Origin of the sequence: Bacillus cereus group sp. BfR-BA-01379, assembly GCF_022663605.1 — a bacterium.
GTDB classification, from domain to species: Bacteria; Bacillota; Bacilli; order Bacillales; family Bacillaceae_G; genus Bacillus_A; species Bacillus_A mobilis.
This window is the reverse complement of record NZ_JAKUFT010000166.1, coordinates 1-1238: the sequence shown is the minus strand read 5'-3', so window position 1 is coordinate 1238 and position 1238 is coordinate 1. Positions and strand designations below refer to the sequence as shown.

The following is a 1238-nucleotide window of genomic DNA, read 5'->3' as shown; positions in this document are numbered from 1 at the left end:
TTGCCGACTTTTGCTGCTTCCGTTACTTTCACCTTAAAGCTAACACTACGCTCCGCTGTATCAGTAATGTTTTCATACTTCGCTGTAATTTTCCCAGCTTCTTCTTTTAACTCTACTGGACTCGGTTCATTACCTTCTGCTTTTAAACTATCCTTCACATACTCTAAACCAGTTGGTAATTGATCCTCAATTTTCACCTCTGCTAGTTTTCCGTTTTCTACCGTGTTTTTAAAACTAATTCGGTACTCCACTTCTTCTCCTAGCTTTGGACCTTTTTTACTTACCTTTTTACCAGCTTTCACTTTACCGTCTTTATACTGCGGGATAATTTCTACTTCTGGTTGCTCTACTGGATTTTGTGAATCATCCACAATCGCTTTATTCACAATTGCTTTGTCCACTTCCACATCATCTTTCACTTTCACTTTAAAGACAATGTTTCTTTCTTTCCTATCAGTGATATTTTCATACTTTGCGATAATTTTGCCAGCTTCTTCTTTCAACTCTACTGGCTCTGGCTTATCACCTTCTGCTTTTAGACTATCCTTCACATATTCTAAACCAGACGGAATTTCATCTTCTATCTTCACCTCGGCTAGCTTTCCATCTTTCACCGTATTACTAAATGAAATGCGGTATTCGATTTCTTCCCCTAGCTTTGGATCTTTTTTACTTACTTTTTTATCAGCCTTAATTTTACCGTCTTTATATTGCGGGGTAATTTTAGCTGTCGGTTCAGTTATAGGATGGTTCGGATCATCCACATGAATAATCGCTTTATTTGTAATACCCTTTCCTATTGCAACTGAATCTTTCACCTTCACTTTAAAGACAATACTTCTTTCTTTCGTATCCATAATCTCTGAATACTTTGCCGTTACCTTGCCATTTTCTACTTTCAACTCCACTGGTGTTGGCTCTTCACCTTCAGCCTTTTCGCTTCCTTGCACAAACTCTAATCCAGCTGGAATTTCATCCTCTATCTTCACCTCGGCTAATTTTCCATCTTTCACCGTATTATTAAAAATAATTCGATATTCGATTTCCTCACCTAGCTTCGGTTCATGATTACTTACTTCTTTTCTCGCCTCAATTTTTCCATCTTTATATTGCGGGGTAATCGGTACGTAAGGCTCTTCTGGCAGATTCTTTGTATCATCCACAATCGCCTCATTTACGATTTCTTCTCCCGCTTTTGCGCTTTCTTTTACCTTCGCTTTAAAGACAATGCTTCTTTC

At 38.0% G+C, this 1238-nt stretch carries 1 protein-coding gene; it reads right to left on the bottom strand.

Annotation, left to right across the window (positions count from 1 at the left end; translation table 11 throughout):
* The coding region (locus MR113_RS27150) for an isopeptide-forming domain-containing fimbrial protein (protein WP_242257475.1) at window positions 1-1238 on the bottom strand (1238 nt) is incomplete at both ends.